17 protein-coding genes are annotated in these 19,970 nt (G+C 65.6%); 10 read left to right on the top strand and 7 right to left on the bottom strand.

Features of this window, described 5'->3' with window-relative positions; all coding sequences use genetic code 11:
- Positions 1-40: 40 nt before the first annotated feature.
- Together OG734_RS25000 and OG734_RS24995 are read right to left on the bottom strand one after the other, a co-directional pair.
- Positions 41-691, bottom strand: a complete 651-nt coding sequence (locus tag OG734_RS25000; RefSeq protein WP_330289725.1) for a response regulator transcription factor — start codon at positions 689-691, stop codon at positions 41-43.
- Positions 691-3,081 (bottom strand): histidine kinase, encoded by a 2,391-nt coding sequence (locus OG734_RS24995; RefSeq protein WP_330289724.1) that lies wholly within the window; start codon positions 3,079-3,081, stop codon positions 691-693. Before OG734_RS24995 ends, OG734_RS25000 begins: the two co-directional genes overlap by 1 nt.
- A 137-nt stretch (positions 3,082-3,218) precedes the next feature.
- Here OG734_RS24995 and OG734_RS24990 point away from each other — a divergent pair, with 137 nt between their 5' ends.
- A complete protein-coding gene (locus tag OG734_RS24990) occupies positions 3,219-4,340 on the top strand; it encodes a CPBP family intramembrane glutamic endopeptidase (RefSeq protein WP_330289723.1) in 1,122 nt (373 codons plus the stop codon).
- A gap of 112 nt (positions 4,341-4,452) precedes the next feature.
- Here OG734_RS24990 and OG734_RS24985 read toward each other — a convergent pair whose 3' ends face one another.
- Positions 4,453-4,998: a flavoprotein gene (locus tag OG734_RS24985; RefSeq protein WP_330289722.1), complete on the bottom strand. Its 546-nt coding sequence runs from the start codon at positions 4,996-4,998 to the stop codon at positions 4,453-4,455.
- Between the two features lie 205 nt (positions 4,999-5,203).
- Between OG734_RS24985 and OG734_RS24980 the strand changes: the two genes are divergently transcribed.
- Positions 5,204-5,572: a hypothetical protein gene (locus OG734_RS24980; protein ID WP_330289721.1), complete on the top strand. Its 369-nt coding sequence runs from the start codon at positions 5,204-5,206 to the stop codon at positions 5,570-5,572.
- 58 nt (positions 5,573-5,630) lie between these two features.
- Here OG734_RS24980 and OG734_RS24975 read toward each other — a convergent pair whose 3' ends face one another.
- Entirely contained in the window at positions 5,631-6,422 is a 792-nt protein-coding gene (locus tag OG734_RS24975) for a GntR family transcriptional regulator (protein WP_330289720.1), read from the bottom strand.
- A gap of 107 nt (positions 6,423-6,529) precedes the next feature.
- Between OG734_RS24975 and OG734_RS24970 the strand changes: the two genes are divergently transcribed.
- The 4 genes from OG734_RS24970 to OG734_RS24955 all read left to right on the top strand — a co-directional run bounded on the left by OG734_RS24970 (position 6,530) and on the right by OG734_RS24955 (position 8,335).
- Entirely contained in the window at positions 6,530-6,937 is a 408-nt protein-coding gene (locus OG734_RS24970; RefSeq protein ID WP_330293776.1) for an NUDIX hydrolase, read from the top strand.
- A gap of 46 nt (positions 6,938-6,983) precedes the next feature.
- Entirely contained in the window at positions 6,984-7,412 is a 429-nt protein-coding gene (locus OG734_RS24965; RefSeq protein ID WP_330289719.1) for an ATP-binding protein, read from the top strand.
- A complete protein-coding gene (locus tag OG734_RS24960) occupies positions 7,406-7,825 on the top strand; it encodes a hypothetical protein (protein ID WP_330289718.1) in 420 nt (139 codons plus the stop codon). Before OG734_RS24965 ends, OG734_RS24960 begins: the two co-directional genes overlap by 7 nt.
- A 66-nt stretch (positions 7,826-7,891) precedes the next feature.
- Entirely contained in the window at positions 7,892-8,335 is a 444-nt protein-coding gene (locus OG734_RS24955; RefSeq protein WP_330289717.1) for a hypothetical protein, read from the top strand.
- Between the two features lie 8 nt (positions 8,336-8,343).
- Here OG734_RS24955 and OG734_RS24950 read toward each other — a convergent pair whose 3' ends face one another.
- The gene (locus tag OG734_RS24950) at positions 8,344-10,119 is read right to left on the bottom strand and encodes an IS481 family transposase (protein ID WP_330293775.1); all 1,776 of its coding nucleotides are present in this window, start codon (positions 10,117-10,119) and stop codon (positions 8,344-8,346) included.
- A 380-nt stretch (positions 10,120-10,499) separates the two neighbouring features.
- A complete protein-coding gene (locus OG734_RS24945) occupies positions 10,500-12,689 on the bottom strand; it encodes a hypothetical protein (protein ID WP_330289716.1) in 2,190 nt (729 codons plus the stop codon).
- Positions 12,690-13,474: 785 nt separating this feature from the next.
- Between OG734_RS24945 and OG734_RS24940 the strand changes: the two genes are divergently transcribed.
- The 3 genes from OG734_RS24940 to OG734_RS24930 all read left to right on the top strand — a co-directional run bounded on the left by OG734_RS24940 (position 13,475) and on the right by OG734_RS24930 (position 17,591).
- Positions 13,475-13,894, top strand: a complete 420-nt coding sequence (locus OG734_RS24940) for a hypothetical protein (RefSeq protein WP_330289715.1) — start codon at positions 13,475-13,477, stop codon at positions 13,892-13,894.
- A complete protein-coding gene (fxsT, locus tag OG734_RS24935) occupies positions 13,891-16,719 on the top strand; it encodes an FxSxx-COOH system tetratricopeptide repeat protein (RefSeq protein ID WP_330289714.1) in 2,829 nt (942 codons plus the stop codon). Before OG734_RS24940 ends, fxsT begins: the two co-directional genes overlap by 4 nt.
- A 281-nt stretch (positions 16,720-17,000) precedes the next feature.
- A complete protein-coding gene (locus tag OG734_RS24930) occupies positions 17,001-17,591 on the top strand; it encodes a hypothetical protein (protein ID WP_330289713.1) in 591 nt (196 codons plus the stop codon).
- Positions 17,592-18,053: 462 nt separating this feature from the next.
- Here the strand turns inward: OG734_RS24930 and OG734_RS24925 are convergent, their stop codons facing one another.
- Complete coding sequence (locus OG734_RS24925) at positions 18,054-18,260, bottom strand: hypothetical protein (RefSeq protein ID WP_330289712.1); 207 nt, start codon at positions 18,258-18,260, stop codon at positions 18,054-18,056.
- Positions 18,261-19,262: 1,002 nt separating this feature from the next.
- Between OG734_RS24925 and OG734_RS24920 the strand changes: the two genes are divergently transcribed.
- Complete coding sequence (locus OG734_RS24920; protein ID WP_330289711.1) at positions 19,263-19,937, top strand: hypothetical protein; 675 nt, start codon at positions 19,263-19,265, stop codon at positions 19,935-19,937.
- The last annotated feature ends 33 nt before the right edge of the window (positions 19,938-19,970 follow it).

Raw genomic sequence — 19,970 nt, 5'->3', positions numbered from 1 at the left:
CGCCGGTCGGCGGGGGCCGGCCGGCTGTGCGCCCTGGGACTCAGGCCGTTCCGTGCGGCCTGACCAGTCCGCTCTCGTACGCCAGGATCGTGGCCTGCACCCGGTCCCGCAGGCCCAGCTTGGACAGCAGGGCGTTCACATGGGTCTTCACGGTGCCCGTGGTCACTCCCAGCGCGGACCCGATCTCGGCGTTCGTCAGGCCCGACGCGACGTGCAGCAGCACCTCCCTCTCGCGCGGCGTCAGGGAGGACAGCGCACCCGTCACGGACGGCGGCCGCGGGGCGCCCTGCGCGAAGGTGTCGATGAGCCGGCGGGTCACGGTCGGGGCCAGGATGCCCTCTCCGGCGGCGACCACACGGATCGCGGACAGCAGGTCCTCGGGCAGGGCGTCCTTGAGCAGGAACCCCGAGGCCCCGGCGCGCAACGCCTCGTACAGATAGGCGTCGAGGTCGAAGGTGGTCAGGACGAGGACGCGCGGCCGACGCTCCTGCGTGGTGATGAGACGGGTCGCGGTGAGCCCGTCCATGCCGGGCATACGGATGTCCATCAGGACGAGGTCGGGCGCCTCGGTGGCGGCGAGCGACACCGCCGACGCCCCGTCACCGGCCTCGGCGACCACCGTCAGATCGGGTTCGGCGTCCACGATGGCGGCGAATCCGGCACGGACCACCGCCTGGTCGTCGACGACCATCACGCGTATGGCGACGGGGACACCTCCTGGACGGGCGCCGGACTCGGCCGGGTCGACAGCAACACCCGTACGGTACCGGCCTGTTCGAGAGTGATACGGCCGATCCCTGTCGTCCTGGTCCCCACCTGCACCTGCAGGCGTTCGGCCACCGGACCGGTCACGGCCAGCGGCACGCCCGACACCGTGACGCGCAGGGTCGCCCGGCGTCGCGTCAGCGTGACCCGCGCCGGCCCTCGGTCGCCCGCGCCAAGCGCCGCCTCGACGATCCGGTACGCCGACAGTGCCACCGCGGGCGGCAGGTCCCGCGCGGCCTCCGGCAGGCCCCGCAGCATCACGTCCCGCCCGGTCGCGCGCATCGTCCGGCACAGCGTGTCGAGGTCGGCGGCGGTGGGCGCCGGGGCGAGCCCCCGCCCGGGATACTCCGAGTCCTCCGACTCGCCCAGGCTGTGCAGGAGTTCACGCATCGCGGCGAGTGCCGACCGGGCCCCGGCGGCCACCTCCTCCAGCCGCCCCTGCCTGGCCTGTTCGACCAGTGCCGCCGTGGGATGCAGTACGGCGTCGCGCAACCTCGACGCCAGCCGGTGCCGTTCGGCGTCCGCGGCCCGTTCCGCGTGCCACAGCGTGCCGGCCAGCGCGTAGTCGTCCCAGGCCAGGGTCCGCAGCCGGCGGCGCCGCACGGCGAGCCCGGCACCCCACAGGCCGGCGAGCACGGCGGCGAGCACCATGGCCAGCGGTACGAACATCACCAGGGCGGTGGGCCATATCGAGTCCTCGCCCAACAACTCGCCGTCCGTGCCCGCCGTCGCGACCAGGGTCCCGGAGAGCGAGACCGCCGCCGCGCACCACGCGGGCCACGTACGAGCGGCTCCCCGGCCGTAGACCGCCACGGCGTACACCGCCAGCAGCTCCACGAGCGCTCCACCGGCGAGGAACTCGAACACGCGCGACGGCAGCGCGGCCCAGGCGACCACTACCGGCCACAACCAGGACGTGGCCAGCACGCCGAGGAACGCCGGCCACGGAGCGCGCCGCCGCCACAGCAGCGGCACCGCGTGAGCGGTCAGCAGCACGGTCACGACGAGCAGGCCGGGCACCGCGGCGCGCAGGCTCGCACCGGTCCACTCCTCTGCGGTGACCAGGACGAACACCAGAGGGAGGAGCGTCGCCGTGCACACCAGCGCGGGGTCTGCCAGCCGCTGCTCCCGCAGCACGTCGCGCCGGCCCACGCCCTCGGGCGGACCCCACGGCCCCGTGACGTCGGGCAGTGTGGCCCGGACCCGCCAGCCACCGCCGGGTGCGGGACCGGCCGTCAGTTCCCCGCCCACGGCCGCGGCCCGCTCCCTCATCCCCGCGACGCCACGCCCCGACCCCAGACCGTCCACGCCGTCCACTCCGCCGACTCCGTCCGGCGCCGAGCCGCGCGGTGGAGCGTTGTCGACGCTCAGTTCCAGGACGCCCTCCCCGCGCAGGACGCTGACGTGCGCGGCGGAGCCCGGGGCGTACCGCAGAGCGTTCGTCAGGGCCTCGCGGACGATTCCATGGACCGCCTCGGCCGCCGGACCGGCCAGGTCGGCGGGGAGCACGGCATCGATGGGACGCCCCAACCGGCCGAATCCGGCGATGAGTTCCTCGATCCGCGCGGTCATCGGACGTGGGTCAGGACGGTCGACGTCGCGCAGCAGACCGACGAGCCGTTGCAGCGCCGTCAGGGTCTCGGTGCCGGTCCGCTCGGCGAACGACAGCGCCTCGGCCGTCAACTCGGGCCTGCTGCCGCCGAGTCTGCGCGCGGCGTCGGCCGTGATGACGACGGAGGTCAGGTGATGGGCGCTCACGTCGTGCAGTTCGCGGGCCAGCCGCCGCCGTTCGGTGTCGCCCGCCCGGCGACGGGTCTCCTCCGCGCCGGCCAGTCGACGGGTTGCGAGCAACCTCCCCTTGAGCCACTGCCGTCGGGCCTCACCGAGCCCCACGCAGACGACGTACACGAGCGCGCCGAGCACCAAATCCGAGGCGAGCGCGGGCCGGACCCCGACCTGGACGAGCGACAGGAGCCATTCGACACCCACGGCAGCGGCGACCGCGCGTACGGTCACGGGCACGGCGCAGCGGACCGCGACCGAAAACAGCGCGATCGGCGCACCCATCCCCAAGTAACCGTCCTGCCACGCCAGTTGGCCCACCAGCAGAGAGCCGAGGGACCAGGCCAGGGCGAGGACCGGCGCCTGCCGCCGTCGCCCCAGCGCGACCGTCTCGACGACCACCGCGCCCAGGACGGCGACCAGTGCGGCCGCCCCGGGCACCTCCGCGCCGGCCAGGTCGGCTACGGGCCACACCCAGGCGATCTGTGCGGCCGCGAGCAGCGCGGGGAGCAGCCAGTTGCGTGTCGTCTCCATATGGGCACGAGCGTAGGGCGGGGTGCGACGTCGCGTCACCGGCCCCAGGTACGAGGCCGCTCTCTACCTTCCGACAGAGACGCCGTTCGTGCCCGCGGCCGATGTGGGGACACGGGCCCGCGGCGAGGCTTGTCTCCATGACGAATCCACTCGCCGCCCCGATGCCCGCGCCACTGCCCGAGCTGCTCCCCTACCACCGCATGGCCCGCGTCTCGGTACGCCATCGATGGTGGCGGCCCGTGCTGGGCACCGGGTTCGTGGCCGTGGCGGCCACGATCGTGGCCGGAATGCTCTACGGCGTCGGCGACGCCCTGGGAGCGGCCAAGGGGTATCCCGAAGCCCCTGACGGAACAGTCGAGTTGGGCCCCGTCACGGGCACCGCCCTCGATCTGCTGGCGATCGCCTCCGCCATACCCGTCGTCCTGCTCGCGGTGCGCTGGATCGGCCGCCGCCCTGCGGGCACGGTCTCGTCCGTGACGGGCGGACTGCGGTGGCGCTGGCTGGGGCTGTGCGTGCTGGCGGCCCTCCCGGTCCTCGCCGTGACCACCGGGGTCATGCTTCTGCTGCCCACGGACGGCGGCCCGCCGTCGCGGTGGGCGGGGTGGGAGGTCTTCGGGCCGGCCCTCGCCATGCTGGTCGTCCTGGTACCGCTGCAGGCTGCCGCCGAGGAGTACGTGTTCCGGGGCTGGCTCACGCAGGCGGTCGGCGGCTTCCTGCGCTCGCCCTGGTTCGCGCTCGTGCCCCAGGCCGTCCTGTTCGCCGCCGCCCACGGCTGGGGCACCCCGTGGGGCTTCGCCGACCTGGCGGTGTACGCGGTGGTCGCGGGCTGGCTCACCGTACGCACCGGCGGACTGGAGGCGGCCATCGGGCTGCACGCCGTGAACAACCTGCTGGCCTTCGGCATCTCGGCCGCCGTCGTCGACGGCCTCAAGAGTGACGACACCGCCACGGACGCTCCCTGGCAGTACGTGGTCCTCGACCTGGCCGGCATCGCCCTGTACACGGCGGCCGTCCTCTGGCTGGCGCGCCGCCGCCCGCCGACCCGCGCCGTTCCCGCACCGGCACCGGTCCCGCCGCCGCTGCCTTTTCCTGCCGCGTATCCCCAGGGTCCCGGTGCGTATCCCTGGGCTCCCGCCGCTCATGTCCCTTTCCCCGGCGTCCCGGTTCCGTACACCGAACGCACGGACGCGCCAGATCTGCCCCTGGGGGCAACTCCCTCCGCTCCCCCGCCCGGTGACGACGGCCGGACCCCGCGCTGACGGCGCAAAGCCCGTTCGCGCACGCGCTCTGCTGGCCGGTCTTCGCAGCCGTGCCCTTGGCGTGCCCGTGAGCACGGACAACCACGGTTAGCATCGGTGTGAACAGCACTGATCACGACTGCGCGGACACCCGGGGAGCGAGCAGTTCCAGTACCTCCGCCCAGCGGTAGCGGTCTGCTCCACCGCCGGTCTTCGGCCGGTGAGGTTCGTACGAGCCCATCAGGACGCCCATCTCGCGCAGCCGTTCCAAGCTCTGGCGGTACGCGAGGTGGGCGGCCTGGGCCGAGTTCAGATACGGCAGCACAGCGACCGGTACGCCCATCGCGGGTGCTTCGCACAGGATGCCGAGCGCGAGGTTGTCGCAGATCCCGGCGGCCCATTTGTTGACGGTGTTGAAGCTGGCCGGGGCGACCGCGATCGCATCCGCAGGCCGGGTCGGGCGCGGCTGGCCCGGTGATCGCCAGGCCGAGCGGATGGGGCGGCCGGTCTGCGCCTCGACCGCCTCCACGTCAAGGAAGCCGAGTCCTTGGGGGGTCGCGATGACGCCGACGTCCCAGCGCCGCTCGTGTGCCACGGTGATCAGCTTGCCGACGTCAGCGGCGACACCGGCCGCGCAGACCACGATCTGCAGGAACGGCTTGTCGGGCTGATCACTCACGCGGGCACTCCCAGTTCGCGGCTGAAGTGGTGCAGTTCGGGCAGGGCACGGCGGGAACCCGATCTTCCGGGCTCACGCGGATCACTCTGACACACAGCTTGCCCACTCGTCTATACGAGTATGCCTGTTGGGGTGTACGCGTTCGGAGAAGGATCCATCCCCTCCGATCAAACGGCCTGTCAGACCTGTCCGGCACGATCTGCTCATGCTGATTGCGACGAACGCCCAAGGACACGTGGTGAAGCGCGCCTCAAAGCCGGCCATAGGCACCATGCTCGCCAACCTGCGACGCGCCAACGAACACATGGTCTTGGAGAGGCAGGACGAGGACCGAGAAGGCAGTTGGTACATCCAGGTTCTGCTGTGCGACAACAACACCTACCAACTGGAGTACCGCGATGGTGTCGCTGCGGAGCATCATCAGACGCGCACCGTTTCGCAGGGCAAGGTTCTCGATGCACTGCTCGGCTGGGCAGCCGACAAGCCAGGCTGGCGAGACGACTTCATGTGGAGCAACATCGGCTCCTTGTTTGAACCATCGGTCAGTGACACATCGGAACGGCCCACTGCGTAGCGACAACTCGCAGTCCGTTCCACTTCGTTGGTGCAGGACACCACCGCCGATCATGCGGTCACGTCGCCGGGAGCTGGTACGACAGCACGTACGCATCCGCCGCCATCACGGTGTCGCACACCTCCACGGCCCGCCCCTCGGTGTCGTACGCGGTACGGATCAGGTGGATCACGGGCACACCGGAGGCCAGCCGCAGCGTCTTGACCTCAGTCGGCGCAGGCATCCGGGCCCGGATCTCCTCCTCGAAGTGGTCGAGGCGGTGGCCGAGTTCCTCAAGACGGGCGTAGATGCCGCCGGGGCCCGGGTTGGGCTCGGCGATCGCCGTACCGCGGGCGATGTCGAGCGGGAGGTAGGAGGCGGCGAACTCAACCGGCTTGCCGTCGAGGAGATACCGGCGCCGCCGGGCGAGCACCCGACGTACCGAGCCGAGCCGGGCGGAGATGTCCTGACTGGCCTTCTCCTCCTTCACCTCAAGACTGTCGACCTGGGGGTGGCTGCCGGCCGCGTCGGCCTCGACGATGAACGCGGACCTTCCTTGCTCTCTGTGCCGCCGGGCGAACCGGTCGGAGGCGAGCCGTCGCACGGGAGGCCGGGGCCGTACGAACACGCCCTTCCCGTGCTCGGCGTGCACGAGTCCCTCCCCCTGGAGGACGGAGAAGGAGTTGCGGACGGTCATCCGGGAAACGCCGTAGTGCTCGACAAGCTCAGCTTCGGAGGGCAGCTTGGCGCCCTCGGTGAACCGCCCACGGTCGATGGCCTCGCGCAGCTGGTCAGCAATCTGCCGGAACACCGCACGATCGCTCGTGGGGTCGAGATCACCGAGCAGACCGGCGTACGGGAGTGAACTCACACGTACTCCTTTAGATATCTAGACGAGTGGGTGAGTGCTGTTGCTACGGTGATGAGCCTAGCCATCCGGGAGGGCCGAGGAACGTGACCGCAGAACGCCCGCACTCCGTGAGCGTTGCCGGAGTCATCGTCGACGACCAGGGCCGCGCTCTGTTGATCCAGCGCCGCGACAACGGCCAGTGGGAACCCCCGGGCGGCGTCCTCGAACGCGAGGAAACCATCCCCGAGGCCCTGCAACGCGAGGTCCTCGAAGAAACCGGCATCAAGATCGCAGTTCCGGCGTCCCTCACCGGCGTCTACAAGAACATGACGGGCCTGATCGTCTCTCTGGTCTTCCGCTGCGAGGCCGACAAGGGCACCCCCACCACCGGAACCGAGACCCGCGCGCTGCGTTGGGCCACCCGTGAAGAAGTCTCCGAGCTTGCCGACGAGGCATATGCGATCCGCGTCCTGGACGCACTCGACGCCACCTCCCCGCCGGCCGTCCGCGCCCACGACGGCGTGAAACTCGTCTAGCCCGAACCCGCTGCACATGGCGGTCTACCAGCACGAAGGAACTTGTATGCACGAGTATACGAGCATGGCGCGGGTCTGGGGACTCACTTGCCCAGGATTCCCAGAAGAGATCAGCAGAGCCCGCCGCTGGACCCGCGACATCCTGCACGGCTCACCACTGGCCGACGACGCCGAACTGATCGTGAGCGAACTGAGCACGAACGCCGTTCTCCACACGGCCAGCGGCCTGGAGGCGGGCAGTTTTCATCTGGCGCTCGCAGTCTCGGCACAGGTGATCGCCCTTTCGGTCACGGATGACGGGGGCACGGGCACGGCCCCGAAGGTCGAGCACCGGGGCCAGGAGGCGGAGCACGGCCGGGGCCTGGGCATGGTCAGCACACTCGCCCACCGGGTCGTGGTCCACGGCAGTCAGGGCGGCTACACGGTGACCGCGGAACTCTTCACGGACACGTGCCCGGGAGGCCACCCGTGCTGACCGACTGGCCCCGCCGGGGCTTCTGGTGCGAGTGCTGGACCGAGGACCTTACCGAGGCGGAGCCACCTGTACTCCGGGGATCCTTCGACGCCTACTCCCCGCCCCAGGCCGACAGATGGATCGCCATCGCCCTGCGGACCATCTCACCGGCACTCGACTCGGACGCCTCCGACGAGGCATGGGCCTGGCTGTACGAGGGCCGCATCGAAACCAGGAGAGCCCTCCTGCACGCGAAGCCCTGCACGGTGTCAGTCACCCACGCCGATACCCGCATCACCTGGACGGTCCGACCGGCGCTCTTCCTGCCCCTCGCACACCGTCAGGGAGCCGAACTCCCAGCCTGCGCACACGAGTTCAAAGCCCCCACCAGCCACAGAACCAAGCCCCAGCAGACCGTGTCGAGTCTCAGTTGATGGTTGACAGGATGGCGTCGGGTGATGCTTGACGTCTGACCTAGACATCGTGGCTTACTGGCTGCCATGGCGGACCGTTTCTCTGAGATCACCTCCGTTGAGGAGTTCATCCGGCTGCGGGAGAGCGAGGACCCGGCGGAGTACAACCGCTCGGCGTGGGCAGCCATGCCGCTGCCCGTCTGGTGGAACCTGGTGCGTAACCATCCCGACATGCGTTTCTGGGCTGCACATAACAGGACGGTGCCGTCGGAGATCCTGGCCGAGCTGATCAAGGATCCGGACTGGCGGGTTCGAGACCGGGTGGCCAGTAAGCGCAACTGCCCGCCTGAGCTGCTGGAACGGCTGGTCGACGATCCGCATGACGCCGTACGGAGGCTCGTCGCAGGCCATCCGCAGTCGCCGCGGTCGGCGGTTGTGCGTTTGGTTGATGACCCGTGGCCGGTCATTACGCAGGAAGCCCGCGTCCGGCTGGCCAACTGGCCGTCCGTGCAGCCGTCCGAACCCTCCTGACGCAGCGATCACACGATCTTCCGGCGGTTGTGTTCGCCGGACTTGCCGACGACCACCTCCTTCCTGGTGACGCGGGGGACGGTGGTGATCAGCTCGGTTCCCTGGAAGATACGGATGCTGGTCTCGTCCAGGTGGGCGGTGACGACCTGGCGGGCATGACCGCGGCCGAGTTGGATGCGCTGTCCGGCGACCATGAAGCCTCCGGTGCTGCTGACCGTGCGCTCGGCGATCTGCTCGCCGGGCGGGGGCAGCAGTGGTGGCGGTCCGGCCGGACGGCCGCCCTGCAGACGGCTGCAGGCCGAGGGCGGCAGCGGGCTGGGCAGGGTGGCCTTGAGGATGCGGTGCTCGTCGAGGACCTGCAGGACGCGTCCGTCCAGCCGCAGGGTGACTCGTTGTCCGGCGAACGGCCAGCCGATCAGGACCTTGTCGCCGCCCAGGCCGACGTAGCCGACCGCGTTGACAGTCCGGTCCACCTCCACTGCCCCACCCGTGTTCTGCGCCGGGCCGGGATCGTCGTGCCAGGGCCCGGCGGGCCGGGCATCACCACTGGCCAGCAGGGCTTTGAGGTCCCGGCCGGACAGTTTCGAGGGCAGGGTCTTGTGGCGGGCGCCGCCGATCAGGACGTGCAGCCGGTTGACGTCGACGCGCAACGTGACCGGGGTGCCGGCCAGGGCCGGGCCGAACCAGATCTGCTGCCCGCGCAGGCTCAGGTTGCCCGAGGCGGGCACCTGTCGTTCCACTTCGATGGCACCGATCTCGCCCTCGGCCAGCGGCCAGGCTGCGGGCGCCGGTTCAGGCGGCAGATCTGGCGGTGCCGCGGGGCCGACCAGGTCGAGGCGGGCAGGCAGGATCACCGGCAGTGCTTCCTGCTCGGCTCGCGGCCTGGGAACGAATCTGCTGGCCGGGACGGCCATGTCCAGGGACTGATGCGGCCGCATCCGGTTGTAGTCCTCCAGCCAGGAATCCACCGCCGCCTGCGCTGCCGCCAGGTCTGCGAACGGGGCGCAGCCGTCGAGGAGTTCACGCCGCAGCGTCTGGTGGAACCGCTCGATCTTCCCGGTGGTGGTCGGGGACCGGGGCTTGGTGAGCCGGTGGGCGATGCCGTTCTCCCGGCAGATCCGGTCGAACATCGTCTCCCCAGGCCTGCCGGAACCGAACCGGGCGGTGAACTGCTTGCCGTTGTCGGTGAGCACCTCCTCGGGCACTCCGAACCGCAGCAGTGCCTCCCCGAAGGCCAGACACACCGCGCGGGCCGTGGCCCGTTCCACCACCTTCGCGATCACCATGAACCGTGAGTGGTCGTCGATCCCGGTGACCATCTTGCACTCGCCACCGCCCGCGAGCAGCACACCGCCGACGATGTCCATCTGCCACAACTCCATCGCCGCATCCCGCTCCCACCTGCGGTAATCCGACCTGCGCCGCCTGCACCCCCCGGGCTCGACCAACGCGTTGCGCACCAGCACCCGGTAGACCGTCGCCCGCGAGGGAACCGGGGAGATGCCCCTGCGTTCCAGCTCGTGCACCAGCCTGCGCGGACCCCAGCCGGGATGCCGGCGCCGCAGCTCACACACCACCGCCTCCACCTCCCCGGCGATCCGGTGCGGACACGAGACCGGACGATGCGACCGGTCCGCCAGCCCCGGCAGGCCCAACTGCTCGTACTTGCGCACCCATGCGTGCACCGACTGTCTGGAGACCCCATACCGGGCCGCGACTTGAGTGACCGGCACTCCCGCGGCGACCTCCATCACCGCGTGATACCGCTGCTCGACCACGCTCAACTCCACCAGCACGGCCCCAGCCCTCCCCATACGCCACATCCAGGCGCACAGCCAAGCCGAGGCAAGCGGTGTCAAGCATCAAGTGAGGCCACAGCGTCAAGCATCAACCGAGACCGGACAAGCCCCAGCAGACCGACTGAGTTACAACTTTCTCTACTGGTTCAAGGCGGCTCGCTCCGCTCCCCGCGCGCGGCCCGGCCCCCGGCCGGGCCTGCACTCCTGTCTCCGCCCCGCTCCAGCCCGGCCGGCGCCCGTGCCGCACACACAGCAATCAGCCACGTGATGCCAGATAAGGGCTACGTCGCGGCTGGGACGCGCAGGCATCTGGGGCCACCTTCTCCCCATCGCAGCATATTCCCGAGGGCGGATTTAGCCGCCCCTCAAGCACCGTTGGGCGGCACCTCTCTGACAATACTAAGAAATTCCTCTGCGTTGACATGCAAGTTTAGAAGAGTCATGTGCGGCAAGCTCGCCCGTCCAAATCTGCCGCCCCTATGCAGTCGACTGATATCAACCACTGTTTGCATTGAGCGTGCGCCATGGTAGTACTTCTCAACCCGCAGGAAGGCCCTTACCACGCCCATGTCGACGTCGAGCTTTCCCGCCTCTTTTCCTATCCCGGCATCATTCAGGAAATGATTTAGAAGTAGTGCACGATGGAACATCCAAGCAGCCTTCTCCTTATTTCGATTTTTCCCTGGGTTAGGACCTACGACGTCCAGGTATCCCTGCAAACGGCTAGCGAAGTCGGCCGCCTTCGAGTTAGCATCGACCCCTTTAGCCATCTTAATGAACTGGTCGTACCGGTGACAGGTACCGCCAGCAAAGACGAATATGGCGCGTCCTATAGGATGCACTATCTCACCCTGCTGAAAAGTTCCATCCTGCATCGGTGACAGGAAGTAAGAGAGCCATCCCAGTTGGGCTTCTCTAAAATTAGAGTCGAATTCGTCCCAGAAGACCAGTGGAGCCTCTCCCTGAAGCCCCCTGTCCCTAACTTGATGCAAGGCATTAGCCAGGTCGGCGACAGATTGAAACTGGGACAGATTGAATGTTAGCCCCTTATCTCGGTTAGGGTAGAGCGAGGCCACAACCTCTCGCACTGCGAATGACTTCCCGTCGCCAGGTCTGCCGAACACGCCGATCGATCTCGGTTTCTTCTTTTCTGGACTATTTATATACTCTGCTATTAGATTCTGCACTACGCGCAAGCCCTCTATTTCGTGCCAATCGGCCGTTATTAGATCATGGAAATGTGCTATAGGCACCCCCTTAAGTTGTCCACACCCTCGGATGGCTACCTGAACGGCTTTATCCTCCAGGGATTCTGAAGGTTCTGCTGCAAAGGATGCAAGACTTGACCAAGTGGGCAGCTCGGACCCGGACCTCGGTTCTGGAACCTGGGTAACTTCCAACTCCTCGAGGTACTTCTCTTTTGAGTCGGTGCCTTCTATCATGCACTCAAGTGGAAAGTGCATTTCTCCTGGCTGTCGTCGGCCTTCTGCTTTGTCGAAACCCGAGTTTGCCTCAAACCCCAGGTCATACAGCGCCCGCATGGCCACTAGTCCGTTTCGGGTCCCCTCGGCAAGGGCCGTCGAAACAGAACGCTTACTTCCCGAATCGACGCGTTTCAGTAGCGAGCTTCCAATTGCTGCTGTTAGGGCCTGGGTGTAGCCAAACATACCCCCGTGGTCATGCTTCCCCCATGTGGCTTCCGTAAATTCCCGATGGAAAAACAGCTGATGCCGAGATTGCCTAGAGGTATGATCAATGATGAGCACTCCTGAGGGGCCGAATGAAACAATCAGCCGCTTATGCTTAGCAAGGTCACTGAGAGCTGATTTCTCATCCCGCTCGCCCAGTTCGAGTTCCGCCAGTACATCTTGAGCCGACCGCTCCCAGGAAAGTCCCCTACTTACAGCAGCGCCAATTTCTCGCAGGCTCGGGGCAGTGACGATTGGGATAACATGGTCATGAACATCAGGCGACTGACTTAGACTCCGCCAGAGCTCGCTATTACCTTCTAGTGCCCTCGTTCCAAGTTTTACAAGGATCCACGGGTCTCCCCTTCTGGCCAGTTCATTCGTGCTCCGGCATAGCTCTCCGTTCTCTCCGAACCCGAAACCCGCGTCGTCGAGAAGCAAGAGTGACAGGGATTGGCCACTTTTCAACTTCGGTTGAGTGAGGGGCTGGAGTTTCTCCTGAACGTGAAACCCAAGAAACTCTCTAACTCGAACCTTCCTGTCCGTTTCAGGTTTTCCCCCTTTTTTATCGTCCGACAATGGCAAGAATTGCAGAGTGTTGTACGAGTGGTGGAATCTGAGGTCACCCCCTGATGGGTAATCGGCTGGTTTTGACCACTCCTGGCTTCGGACTCGGTCGGGTTCGGGCACGACACAGCGCATCAGCTCGTAGAGACCAATTGCACCACCCCAGTGCCAGTGAGTGGTTGCCGCAGAAGTTAGCCGCTCTTCGACCGTTGGGCATCGGTGGTCAGGCAGCAGTACGCCCCAGTCGAGAGTTGGATCACCGGTGACAGCAACGAGATTCAGTGAGTTACTTGGCGACATGTCAATCACCCTCAAGACATGGTTCCAAGGAGCGCGGCTCAGGGGAGATGCTGCGGTTCGGACACTCGCAGTTCGCTTGGATTCCCCTCGCGTCTTCGCACGTCCAGATTACATTGAGTGCGGCTCCCTCGCTCGTCGAGGACTCGTACGAGGAGCGGAACAGCGTTGCCGCGCGCCAGGTTGTTGGCCTCGAAGGTGCGAGGGGTCGAACACCACTACGCCGCAGGTCAGCGCGGCGACTGCCGCCACGAAACCAAAGCATCCCAAGCTGAGGGCTGCGGCCGTCGTCACGGGGTGGCCATGGCCGCTAGCTCTGATCGACGACAAACCCCGGTAGCGTGGCTGAGGCTGGTGGGGGTGCAGCGAGGCACACGCGTGCGTGGTCGGTCGACGTACCCACCGTCGTGGCTGACTGTCGTCGGCTGAGGTTCGTGCCACTGCCGTGCCAGATTCAAGGTTCAGCCACGGTCAACGAGGGTGTCTCGCGGCCGAGTTCTCGGCAGCCTGACCAGGTATCGAAGCCCCAGCTCAGCGGCGCGATCCCTCAGCCTCTCTCCTAGAGCGGGTGTCGCAGGTTCGAACCCTTCCCGCCGTAGTAGCGCCCTCCCCCCAGCACGCCGACGTCCCATGCTCGATCTGATGGAGACGGTGCCGACCGCTGGGTATCGGCATGTCTCGGATGGGGTGTGCTGGACCTGCTGTAGATGGTTTGCGCGTTTTGGTCTTACGGGTGCCAGCTGTTTTCTACGCTAGTTCCTTTCGCAACCGTATGATTGGGGGATCAAGTGAGTGCGGACATCGTGCAGTTGGTAGAGCAGGCGGGGCCGTATCTGACCACCGCTGTCGGCGCGTACGGCGTGGCTGTGTTCACCCGGATGGAAAGTGCAGCCGCGGACGCCACAGCAAACCTGGGTCGGCGGATTTTGCAGGCAGTATGGCGCCGGCGTGACGACCAGGGCCGGGCGGAACTGGAGGTCGCCGTCCAAGAGGCGGCCGAAGCACCGGACGATGAGGACATGGCGGCGGCTCTGCGTCAGCACATCAAGCGTGCTCTGCGTGACGATGCCGAGCTGCTGGCGGAGCTGGCCCGCATACTGCCTGCAGCTGGTGAGACGGTACATGTGACGGCGTCGGGTGAGCGGTCCATCGCCGCCAAGACGATCGGGACGGCCGTCACCGGGGACAACACAAGGGTCAACCTATGACGGACAGCGCGATGCCCCAGGGAGGCGGTCCGCAGGCAATTGGGCTGCGGTCCATGGCGGTGGGTGGCGATGTAGGTGTGGCAATCACCGGCGACGGTACCCAGGTGGTGATGCTGCCAGCCGAGGCCGTGGGCTGGGCTAAGGGGACGGAAGCGCCACCGGGGTCCGGGAACCTCCCCAATTCGGCATCCGGCGTGTTCGTCGGACGAGAGAGCGAACTCACCGAGCTGCGCCGCCTCCTGGCAGCCGAGGGCGAGGCTGCCGTCATCCAGGTGCCCGGTACGCGGGCCATCCACGGGCTGGGCGGTATCGGCAAGAGCACCCTCGCCCTGCATTACGCCCATGCTCACCGGCGCACGTACACGCTGGTGTGGTGGATCAACGCCGCGAGCACCGAGCAGATCATCACCAGCCTCGCCAGCCTCACCACACGACTGTGCCCGCAGTGGGCCGCCACCACAGGCGTACATGAGCGTGCAGCGTGGGCGATCCTTTGGCTGCAATGGCATCCTGGCTGGCTGCTCGTCTTCGATAATGTCGATCGCCCAGACGATCTGCGCCATTACCTTGGCGCCCTCCCGGACGGGCATCACCTGGCCACCAGCCGCACCGCGACCGGATGGCACGCCATCGCTCCCACCATGGCCCTGGGCCTGCTCGCCCCCGAGGCAGCCATCGCACTGCTGTGCACCCTCGCTTTGGGAGAAAGTCACGGTCCCACGCCTACACAGCGCCAGGACGCCGCGGCCCTTGCAGCCGATCTCGGCCACCTTCCCCTGGCACTCGAACAAGCTGGCGCCTATCTCTTCGAGACCGGCACCTCACTGGCCGACTACCGGGAGATGCTGAGCGACGTAATGGACACGGCTGTGGGAGGGATCGATCCCGAACGCACCATCGCCCGCGTCTGGCACCACACTCTGGCCGCCATCGAACAACGCAATCCGCAGGCCATCACCCTCCTCAGCGCTATGGCCTGGCTGGCACCCGACGACATCCCCCGCAGCCTGCTCGCCCCCCTCTGCCCCGATCCGCGCACACTCGGCGAGGCCTTGGGCGCTCTACACGCGTACAACATGATCTCCCACAGCGCCGACCGCCAGGCCCTCAGCATCCACCGCCTGGTACAAACCGTATTGCGTAAATCCGGATCGCAGGATAGCCCGCCGCATGGGAGACGTGAGGCCGAACATGTAGTAGGCCGCCTCCTGTACCCAGATGGTGCCGACGAGGCGGCGCCTTTGGAGCAGTGGGAGCAGCTAATCGAGCACGTGATTGCTCTCGCTTCCAGCACTCCTGCTGGCTACGCTTCCAAGCAACCTTCCAAGTTCTACCAACCTGTCATCACTCATCTACATGAGCAGTGTCAGGACGCACGCGCCATCCCTCTTCATGAGGCCATGCTTGCCCGATGTGAAGAGGTTCTAGGCGACAGCGACCCCTACACCCTGGCCAGTCGTGGAAATCTTGCCTATGCCTATCACGTGGCTGGGCATCTGCGCCGCGCGATCAGCCTGAATGAAAAAACTCTTACTCAACGAGAGCAGGTCCTGGGGGAAACTCACCCCTCGACCCTAGCCAATCGCAATAGCCTCGCCTACGCCTACTCTGCAGTGGGAGAATGGGAGCGGGCTATTGCTTTGTTTGAGATCACCTTATCTCAGCGAAAAGAAGCACTAGGCGACGAACACTCCTCTACTCTGGCCAGCCAAAACAATCTAGCCTACGCTTACGAGGCAGTAGGAGATCTAGGGCGGGCCCTCCCTTTGTTCGAGGATTCGGTGGCTAAGCACGAGAAGATTCTTGGTCATGCGCACCCCCAGACGCTCTACAGTCGCAACAACCTTGCGCATGCGTACGAGGCGAGTGGGGACCTGAAACGTGCCACATCCCTCTACGAGGTTACTTTGACAGATCGTGAGCGCATTCTGGGTGCCACTCACCCTCACACCTTGCAAAGCCGGAACAATCTCGCCCACGTATATCAAGGGTCGGGACATTTTGCGCGGGCCATCCCGTTGTTTGAGACCACCCTGGCTCAACGCGTACAAGTCCTGGGAGATACTCACCCTGACACCCTGATCAGCCGCAACAACCTCGCCTTCGCTTACAAAGAGACAGGGGATTTCGATCGGTCCATCCCCCTCCTGGAGAGCGTCATCGCCCAATGGGAACAAGTCTTGGGAGAAACCCATCCCGACACCCTAAACGGCCGCAATAATCTCGCCACCGCTTACGATGCATCGGGGGACTTGGAGCGGGCCCTGCCTTTGTACGAGGCGACACTTGCTCAACGCGTGGAAGTCCTGGGAGATACTCACCCCGACACCCTGATCAGCCGCAACAACCTCGCCAGCGCACACTTTGATAGCGGCGACCTAGCCCGAGCCATCCCGCTGTTTGAGACAGTCGTTGCCCAAAGCGAGCAGGTCTTGGGCAACATGCATCCCTATACCCTGCTCAGCCGTAGCAACCTCGCGAGCGCTTATGAGTCAGCGGGAGACTTGGAGCGGGCCATCCCTCTGTTTGAGGCCGCCCTCGTTCAACGCGAGCAAGTCCTCGGGGAGACCCACCCGCACACACTGACTACGCGCAACAACCTGGCCGGCGCCTACTTCAAGGCTGGCCAACTGTACCGGGCAATCGTTTTGTATGAGCTCACCGTTGCTCAAAGTGAACAGGCGTTGGGCGACACCCACCCCGACACTTTGACCAGCCGCAGCAACCTCGCCCACGCACGCCACGCGACCCAGGCAAGACAGCAAGGAAGCACGGTATCGCCTACGGGCAAACCCGATCGCCAGCGCCCTCACGCAACCGGCTGAGGTGAACCGTGGCCCTCCTGAGTGTCTACGTAACTGCTTGACAACGCCGACGCACACCCGCGAACAAGCGCGGACGCCTGCGGACGATCCACCCAGGTGAGAGGCGCCCCATCCCGAGGCACGGGTGAAGCCCAAGTTGCTTCGGGACGAAGCAGTCGCTCGGTCGAGGCATGAGTGCTCGCGATGGGGACCCAGCTCGTCCAAAACCCACTCACACCGAGGCTTCTGGTGCTGGCATGCTGGCAGGTCCGAGTATCGGACCGCAGCCCCAGGGGGACAGCGTGATCGTGAACCGGCGTATCGGCAGCGAACAGCCTGATGAGTACGACGAGCTAGAACAGCACCTCACCCAGAAGCTCAACGTCCCGCTCGACTGGCCCGAAGATAGCGGCCTCACTGTCAGCCACGTTGCCAAAATCGCTGCTGCTGCAACCTGTGACACCGCGTACAGCCAAGCTGCCAACGGTCACTTGATCGACCTGTTCGCGGCGCTTCCGTTGCCGGGAACCACAGAAGGGAAGGACTTCTGGGAGCGCATCCGCTACACCGTAGGCAGCGCAGCCTGGAACATCCACCCTGCCAACATGGGCGGGCCCTTCTTCGACCGTATCCATGACGGCAACGAGGGCGGCATCGCCTCCCGCGTCCTGAGCTTCCTGGAGGAGCTGACGCCAGCTCAGCGCACGGCTGTGGCAGAAGCCATCGGCTCAGTCCTCGACAACGGCACCATTGGCGTTAGTGGTCGCTACGGGGGCGAGCTGTGGCTACGGGACGCAGAGATGAGCGCATGGCGCGTCGCGCTGGCCAGCCGGCGGGAGTTCGAAACGGCACAGGACCGTGAGCGATTCTTCGAAGCATGGCGCCGCCCCTGACCGCCTGGCGCACCTCAAGTCGCGTACAGCAGAGAAGTACCGCAACCACAGCAACCAACCCCGTCTAACAGGATCCGCCCATGGCTCCTCAACGACCGGTCTGACCCTCACTGACCGATCCACATAGAGCTACGGATCAGAAGGTGCCAGCGCCCTTACCGTGCCCGAATACCGGGAACTGGCGGGGAACCACGGGGGTTGACGGACAGTGCAGAGGAGAACGGCCCCCGACCGATTTACCTAGCTAGGGGCCGTTCATCTGCGAAGGTGGCGAGATTCGAACTCGCGGTGATATCGCTGCCCGGGTCGACTCGCCCATTGAGACTACACCGAATTCCGACTTCCACCATAGTACGGTTGAATCGAGCACTCGCGGCCATGGCCAGAGTCGTCGGATCTTTGGGGGCTATTTGAAGGGGGTCTGCGGGAAGATACAGTGCAGCCTCCTGTCAGCTTTACGATCTACTTCACCAACTTCGCTTCACTGTCGAGGGACAGCTTAAAGTCGGCAAGGATGGCGAGTCCTCCAGACTTCACCTCCTCTGGCACATCAACCTCATGTAGAGACTCGCCACTCTTGACTTCAATTTCGACTGGCGAATATTCGTTTGCCGGGTTGATCCTCGCGGCAGCCTTAATGTTGCCGTACTTATCGGCGACAACCTTCATTTTCGTCATTTTATCGCTCCAGTCAGGGGGTAATGACCATCGTCGTGATCGTGAAGGGCGTCATGATCTGAGGATCAGCCACTTGAACCGTCACCCAGTGCCCGATGAACCGGTGACCGGGAAATTCGCCTCCCGTGGTACCACCTGTTTCAATTCCGTGAGAGACCGTCCAAAGGGACTGCTTTCCTCCGCGGGGCTTGCTCGGGAATGCCTGCGAGAAAAGTGGAAACCCTCGCACCCCTTGCGGAACGGGGAAACCGAATGCCCGGGGCTCTCCAGGACTTACGAATAGCTCTTCAGAGTCCTGAAGAGTAACTGACGTCATCTCGCCCTCCAGAGGTTACGCTCGGGTGCATGCATCTGCTCGACCAGGCGACGCTTCACCGTCGCCGTCAAATCAGTTCCACCGCAATGGATCGCTGTAACAGCGCATGCCACAGAGCACTCATTTGGGTCACCTCAGCGCTGCCGCAAAGGGAATTGCCAGGAGTACTCGTGGTACGGCAGCGAAGTGCAGCCAAGCACCATGACTGCAGCCAACCGTCAACGGCACTCGACGGTCGACTGAGCAGCCCACCAGACCTCAATGCCCCCAACCGAGAATTCGGGACGAAGAGGCCGTGCCAGGATCGTGCCAGATCGTGCGGGGAACCACGGGGAACAGCGGGGACTCGCCACGGGTGCGACCACACTCCGGCCCTACTCCGCCGCAGGTCAGTGCACCAACTGCCGCCCAAGAACCCGAGCTTCCCAAGCTGAGAGCACGACGTACTCACCATCCGCGCCGGGACGGCCTCCATGTAGAGCACTCATACCGTCTCTCCCTGCCTACTGACGGCATGACGGGGCATGCCACACAGTGGCGATAAGTTGGTCACAGATACGCAAACCCTCACCTCAGCAGCTCCAACAGCTATGGGATGTCACTTCCGGCCCTCACACGATGTCCGTGTTGTCGAGCCGCACCCTTGGGGCTCCTACTCCCGCAAAGGAACTACGAAGATGACTCAGCCCGGAGCAGTGGTCCTGACCAAGGCCTCGCCTACGGTCTCGTTGGACAAGCACGGTGTGACTTCGGGGCTGATCCGGGTCAACCTCAGCTGGACCTCACCGCGGGCGACGGCAGAGCGGGAAGCCCAGGAGGTAAGCGGTGGTTGGTTGCGGAGGATGCGGGCCTCCTTGCGGGCGAACGCGGCCAAGGATGTAGATCTCGATCTGGGCTGCATGATCAGATGCAGCGACGGCAGCAAGACCGTCGTGCAGGCCCTCGGCAACGCATTCGGCGCAGTGGATCGCTTCCCCTACGTCGCATTGGACGCGGACGATCGAACCGGCACCCGAGCCGCAGGCGAGAACCTGGTGATCAATCTCGACCACCAAGCTGAGTTCTCAAAGCTCTTGCTCTTCGTCTACATCTACAGCGGTTCGGGGGACTTCCGCGGGCTCGACGCAGTAGTGACCCTCACTTCTGATCGCGGCGACCGCTTTGAGGTGCGCCTTGATGAGTGCCCACCGCAAGGCCATGCATGTGCGATCGCCTTGATCAAGCGCCAAAAGGCGGAGCTCGTCGTGGAACGCGAAGTGAGGTGGTTTACCCCGCAGGATGGCCCCGCCATCCACGACGTGATCTCGCGGGCCTATCGGCTCGGCATGAAATGGACACCCGGCCGGAAGTAGCTCGCCAGACGTAAGGCCCTCCGCAACGGCCTG

It is taken from the genome of Streptomyces sp. NBC_00576, assembly GCF_036345175.1.
Lineage (GTDB): Bacteria > Actinomycetota > Actinomycetes > Streptomycetales > Streptomycetaceae > Streptomyces.
The sequence above is the reverse complement of the archived record's forward strand: the minus strand, read 5'-3'. Positions and strand labels throughout refer to the sequence as shown.